Below are 5,467 nucleotides of genomic sequence, written 5' to 3'. Positions count from 1 at the left end.
CGGATGCTCAATCCGTTAAACATAGTTTCCAGTTCTTTCTCAAGTTCTGAAGACCAATTAGAGTACTTATGCAGGCGATCATTTTAGCGGCTGGAATGGGAAAAAGGCTGGGAGCGCTCACCCGGAACAACACCAAATGCATGGTTCAGGTCAACGGAGTGACGCTGATAGAACGCATGATGAAACAATTGGACCGCCTTTCCCCGTCTCTGGAAAAAATTGTAATCGTTACGGGCTATGAGGGGGAAAAGCTCAAGACTTTCCTTTCCCGTCTGGACATTTCCACCCCTGTGGAATACGTGGACAATCCCCTGTATGCCAGCACCAACAATATCTATTCCCTGTACCTGGCCAAAGAACACCTGCTCCAGGACGATACGCTGCTCTTTGAATCCGACCTGATTTTTGAAGACTCCGTTATTGACGCCCTGCTCCGCCACCCCTATCCCAGCCTTGCCCTCGTCGCCAAATTTGAAAGCTGGATGGACGGCACGGTCGTCACGCTGGATGAAGACGACAACATCAGGCAATTCATTCCCGGAAGCAAATTCTCCTACAAGAAAAAGACGGAATATTTTAAAACCGTCAATATTTACAAATTCAGCAGGGAATTCTCCCGGACCCATTACGTCCCCTTTCTTACAGCCTACAGCAAAGCCCTGGGCAATAATGAATATTACGAACAGGTGCTGCGGGTCATCGCCCTGCTGGACAAGCCGGAAATCAAGGCGCTGCGCCTCGGCGGCGAAGCATGGTATGAAATAGACGACATCCAGGACCTGGACATCGCAGCCTCCATATTCACCCCGGACAGGGAAGAACACCTGCGCCTGATGGAATCCCGGTACGGAGGCTACTGGCGCTATCCCCGCATCAGGGATTTCTGCTACCTGGTCAACCCCTATTTCCCCAACAAACGCCTCATGTCCGAACTCAAGGCGAATTTTGAACGCCTGGTGAGGGAATACCCGTCCGGAATGAGGGTCAACAGCCTGCTGGCGGCAAAATACTTCGGCATCAGCCAGGAATACATCTGCATCGGCAACGGCGCGGCGGAACTCATTAAGGCGCTCATGTCCCGCCTGGAGGGGAAAATGGGGGTCATCTACCCTACCTTTGAGGAATATCCCAACCGGCTGAAGCCGGATATGGTGGTGCCCTTCCATACTGCTTCCCGGAATTTCACTTACACGGCGGACGACCTGATGGAATTCTTTTCCGGGAAAGACATTGGTACCCTGCTCCTCGTCAATCCGGGAAACCCTTCCGGCTTCTTCCTGCCGAAAGGCGATGTGCTGCGCCTCTGCCAGTGGACAAAAACCCGCGGCGTCCGCCTGATCGTGGATGAATCCTTTGTAGACTTCTCCTGCGGAATGCCGGACAATACGCTGCTGAAAGACGGCATCCTGGAAGAATATCCCCACCTGGCTGTGGTAAAAAGCATTTCCAAATCCTACGGCGTTCCGGGTCTCCGCCTGGGTGTTCTGGCCTCCGCGGACAGGGAACTGGCGGCATGGCTCAAAAAAGACGTTTCCATCTGGAACATCAATTCCATCGCGGAATTCTACATGCAAATCTTCGGGAAATATGAGCAATCCTACGTGCGTGCGTGCAACCGTTTCATGAAAGAACGGGACCGCTTCATGCAGGAACTCTCCCGCGTGCCTTTCCTGAACGTGTTCCCCTCCCAGGCAAACTACTTCATGTGCGAGGTCAAGCCCCCCATGAAAGCCCGCACCCTGACCGGCCTTCTGCTGAAAAACCACTCCATCCTTGTTAAGGATTGCAGCCGGAAAAAAGGATTTGAAGGCAGGGAATTCATCCGCGTCGCCGTCAGGGACGCAACCGACAATGATGCCCTGGTCCGGGCCATGCACGAGATGTGTTCCATGCATTCAAACTAGTCATTAACTCTCTATTTCCAAACGCCGTTTTTACTCTAATCCCCCTACCATGCTGACAATTCCTCACGAAATTATTTCCTCCCTCAATATTTCTCCCCGGCAGGCAATCCAATGGGTAAAAGAGTCCTTCCATATCAAGGAGGAAGAACCTGTATTCCTTCCCCATAAAACAAGCATCGCCTTTGAAGAAGGAAAATTCATGAATACGATGCCCTGCATCGTCCCCGGCCTGAACGCCATGGGGGTAAAAATTGTAACGCGTTACCCGGAACGGGCCAAAACCATTAATGGGGAAATACTACTTTACGATTATCATACTGGAGAGCTTCTGGCTCTTATGGACGCTTTTTGGGTCACGAACGCCCGTACCGGAGCAGTAGCCGCCCTCGCCCTTCAAACATTCGCCAGACAGGATTTCCAGACAATTTCCCTGATGGGGCTGGGAAATACAGCCCGCGCCACTATGGCATGCATTCTGGCGTTATATCCTGAAAAAAACTTCACGGTGCGTCTTCTTTCCTACAAAACGCATGTTCCCCAATTCATTGAAGAATTCCAATGCCACAGCAACGTCCGTTTTGAAGAAGTGAAAAACATCAATAACCTCATTGATGGAACAGATGCCGTCATTTCCTGCATTACTAATGCGGAGGGCATCCTTGCCGAAGACAGCTGTTTCAAACCAGGCATTACTGTTATCCCCGTACATACAAAGGGATTCCAAAATTGTGATTTGTTTTTCGACAAGGTATTTGCCGATGATCGTGACCATGTTAAGAATTTCCGGCATTTTGAGCGCTTCCGTCAATTTGGGGAAATAGCTCCGGTTCTGGCCGGAAAAACAGCGGGCAGAACGTCTCCGGAAGAACGCATCCTCAGCTACAATATCGGGCTGGGCCTCCACGATATCGTCTTCGCCAAGCACATCTACGACCGCCTGATTCATGTTGAGGAGCAGAAGGAAAAATCTCCCTCCTTTCATTTCCGGCAAACGGCATGCCTGTCCTGATCAGCTGATTTCATCAACACATTCCCCACGCCTGAAGCGGGAGGCAACATCAGCCATGAACATGGAATCCTCACGGGTCAAAAGACGGTTGCCATGATGACAGCCGTGAATCAGGCGCAAAAACACGCCGAGCTCATAACGCAGCCCGTCCCCTTCAAAATTGGCAAAATACTTCCTGTTGAGCCGGGAATCCTCAAACCGCACTTCAAACATCTCCGTCTTCCACCACGGCGCCGGCACATAAATATACCCCTCCGTTCCGGTAATGCACAAGTCCCCCTCCTGCTTGGCGCCTATGGCTGCCGTGGCGGTGGCTACTGCATTGGAATAAAGAAATTCCGCGCGCGTGAACACATCCACGCCCGTATGAGAATTTCTGCAAGTCACAAAACGGACCCTGTGGGGATCGGTCCCCAGAAGCTTCCCGACGGCAAAAGCGGGATAGGAACCCAGCTCCGTCCACGCGCCTCCGGCCTGCATGGGATCATATTCCCTGGCGGTCTCATCCTCTATCAGCTTGGTAAACGTGGCGTCCACCGCCTTAATGGAACCAATGACGCCGCTGCCCGCCAAACTGGTCAACTGCTGGAAAGCCGGGCAAAACGCAGTTTTAAGCGCTTCCAGTAAAACGACTCCTTTCTCCGCTGCAATTCGGAACAACTCTTCCGCCTCCTCCCGGGCAAGGGCAAGGGGCTTCTCGCACAACACGTGTTTCCCCCGCAACAGGGCCCTCCTGGCCATTTCATAATGGAGATGATGGGGAACGGCAATGTAAACGGCATGCACCCGGTCCAAGAACTGCTCATATTCCGTATCATATTCCAGCAGAGCGTGAGACTCGGCAAAACGGCGAACTCTCTCCTTATTCCTTCCGAAAACGGCTGTTATTTCAATATTGCTGACATATTTGGACTCCCGGAGAAAACGGCCCGCTATGCGCCCGTGCCCTGCAATTCCCATATAAACAATGGGATTCCTGGCGGAACGGAGGTCTGTTGAAGAAACGCCCTTGGTGCGTTCCAGGTAAACCACCTCGCAATACTCGCGAAGATAGTCAAATTTCCCCGACCAGTCGGAGCCAATCACAAAAACATCCGCCCCGTACTTCCGTATGTCATGGATCTTCTGCCCTTCCAGCTCTTCTTTAATAATGAGATCCGCCAGACCGGTCTTCCGCACATTTTCCATGCGCTCCTCCAGGCTCTCCATGACATTCAGCTTGCCCCGGCTCTGGTCGTAGCTGTCCGTAGTTACGCCGACGATGAGCCGGTCCCCCAGTTTCCGGGCTCTCCTCAGAAGATTCATGTGCCCCGTATGGAGCAAATCAAAGGTTCCGTAGGTAATAACCGTTTTCATGGCCTGGGCGCATCAATCCTCTTTCCGTAAACGTCAATGAAACGGTTGACCGCCGCCTCAAAGGGAACCTTCTCCACCATGGCCTTCACGGAAGGATGCTTGAACTGGATGCGTTCCGGATAGGACAGGTAATCGCCGTAAAAAAATTGCAGGTACTGGCGGGCATGGTTGGGCACGGAAAACATCACCCCCTCAAATTCCGCGGAGCCAAGGGGAAAGAACGTTTCATAGGAAAGGTGCGTGTTTTTTGTAAACGTAATGGCAGGAGAAAGAAAAATCCCGGGGGCTTCTTCTTCCCCGGCGGCATCCCTTCCTTCCAGAATATCCCGGCGGATTTTCTCCTGCACCTGTTCATCGGTCAGGTTCATCCTGGCACCTACCAGCACCACGTCTTTCTTAAATCCGCTCATAAGCCTGTCCAGCTTCTCATGCCGTTCCGGTGATGAAAGGCTCTCTGAATAAAAATGATAGGGATACACATCAAGGTTGAGGGGGGTGCCCTCATACCCTATTTGCAGAAAGGCGTGCCTGTTCCAGGTGAATCCTTCCTCACGGGGGAAAAGAACGGGAAGCAGCTCCAGCAGACGGTCAAACTCCGGCCTCATCATGCTCACATCCAGATCATCATCCCACGGAATAAAGCCCCTGTGCCTTACCGCCCCCAGCAGCGTCCCGTAATCCAGCCAGTACCGCAGCCCGTTTTCCCGGCATTTGCGCGCAAAAAGAGCCAGCAAAACCGTATTGCCGTCCTGAAGAAGCCTCAACTTCCCCGTAGCCGGAGGAACTGAGGAAATAGGGTGGTTATAAATAAGCAGATTGCGGATATCCTCCAGCTTCGCATCAAGGGACCGGTCTCTCCTTCTCCTGCATTTCTTCGCGACCCGTCCGGCAATTTTCCGCAAACGGTAGGGAAGATTGCAAAGCACCATGTATTTCATACGCCCCAGTCCTGCCATATTCCGTCTGTAAAAAACTCCGCTTTTGAAACTCTACTACCCTCTGTTTCTTTGCCCTGCCGCTGGATAGCGGATTGCCTATCCGCTGTCATGCTCCGAATAGTTGAATTCCAAGATTGTCAAATGGTTATTATCTCCTACCCCTTTTTATTTTTCCGTTTTTTCCACAATCAAAATTCTCCTATCATGTTTTCATTCAGATTTTTCTGTTGACTTCTGATAGGCAATCCGCAGAGTGAAAG

The 5,467-nt window shown here is 51.8% G+C and carries 4 protein-coding genes; 2 read left to right on the top strand and 2 right to left on the bottom strand.

The window, feature by feature from the left end; translation table 11 throughout:
- The first annotated feature begins 68 nt into the window (after window positions 1-68).
- A complete protein-coding gene (locus tag B3075_RS07460; protein WP_290487763.1) occupies window positions 69-1,904 on the top strand; it encodes an aminotransferase class I/II-fold pyridoxal phosphate-dependent enzyme in 1,836 nt (611 codons plus the stop codon).
- A 49-nt stretch (window positions 1,905-1,953) separates the two neighbouring features.
- A complete protein-coding gene (locus B3075_RS07455) occupies window positions 1,954-2,913 on the top strand; it encodes a hypothetical protein (RefSeq protein ID WP_215444522.1) in 960 nt (319 codons plus the stop codon).
- Here B3075_RS07455 and B3075_RS07450 read toward each other — a convergent pair whose 3' ends face one another.
- Both B3075_RS07450 and B3075_RS07440 read right to left on the bottom strand, forming a co-directional pair.
- A complete protein-coding gene (locus B3075_RS07450; protein WP_343125180.1) occupies window positions 2,914-4,269 on the bottom strand; it encodes a Gfo/Idh/MocA family oxidoreductase in 1,356 nt (451 codons plus the stop codon).
- Complete coding sequence (locus B3075_RS07440; protein ID WP_179218378.1) at window positions 4,266-5,207, bottom strand: LicD family protein; 942 nt, start codon at window positions 5,205-5,207, stop codon at window positions 4,266-4,268. The genes B3075_RS07450 and B3075_RS07440 overlap by 4 nt, the downstream gene beginning before the upstream one ends.
- Window positions 5,208-5,467 lie beyond the last annotated feature (260 nt).

The organism is Akkermansia sp. UBA7090, assembly GCF_002493465.1.
Taxonomy (GTDB): Bacteria; Verrucomicrobiota; Verrucomicrobiia; order Verrucomicrobiales; family Akkermansiaceae; genus Akkermansia; species Akkermansia muciniphila_A.
This window is presented reverse-complemented; position numbering and strand designations above follow the sequence as displayed.

What these genes read in the sequence shown, in the direction of transcription:
- B3075_RS07460 (WP_290487763.1), top strand. Translation starts at nt 69, where the DNA reads ATGCAGGCGATCATTTTAGCGGCTGGAATGGGAAAAAGGCTGGGAGCG.
- B3075_RS07455 (WP_215444522.1), top strand. Translation starts at nt 1,954, where the DNA reads ATGCTGACAATTCCTCACGAAATTATTTCCTCCCTCAATATTTCTCCC.
- B3075_RS07450 (WP_343125180.1), bottom strand. Translation starts at nt 4,269, where the DNA reads ATGAAAACGGTTATTACCTACGGAACCTTTGATTTGCTCCATACGGGG.
- B3075_RS07440 (WP_179218378.1), bottom strand. Translation starts at nt 5,207, where the DNA reads ATGAAATACATGGTGCTTTGCAATCTTCCCTACCGTTTGCGGAAAATT.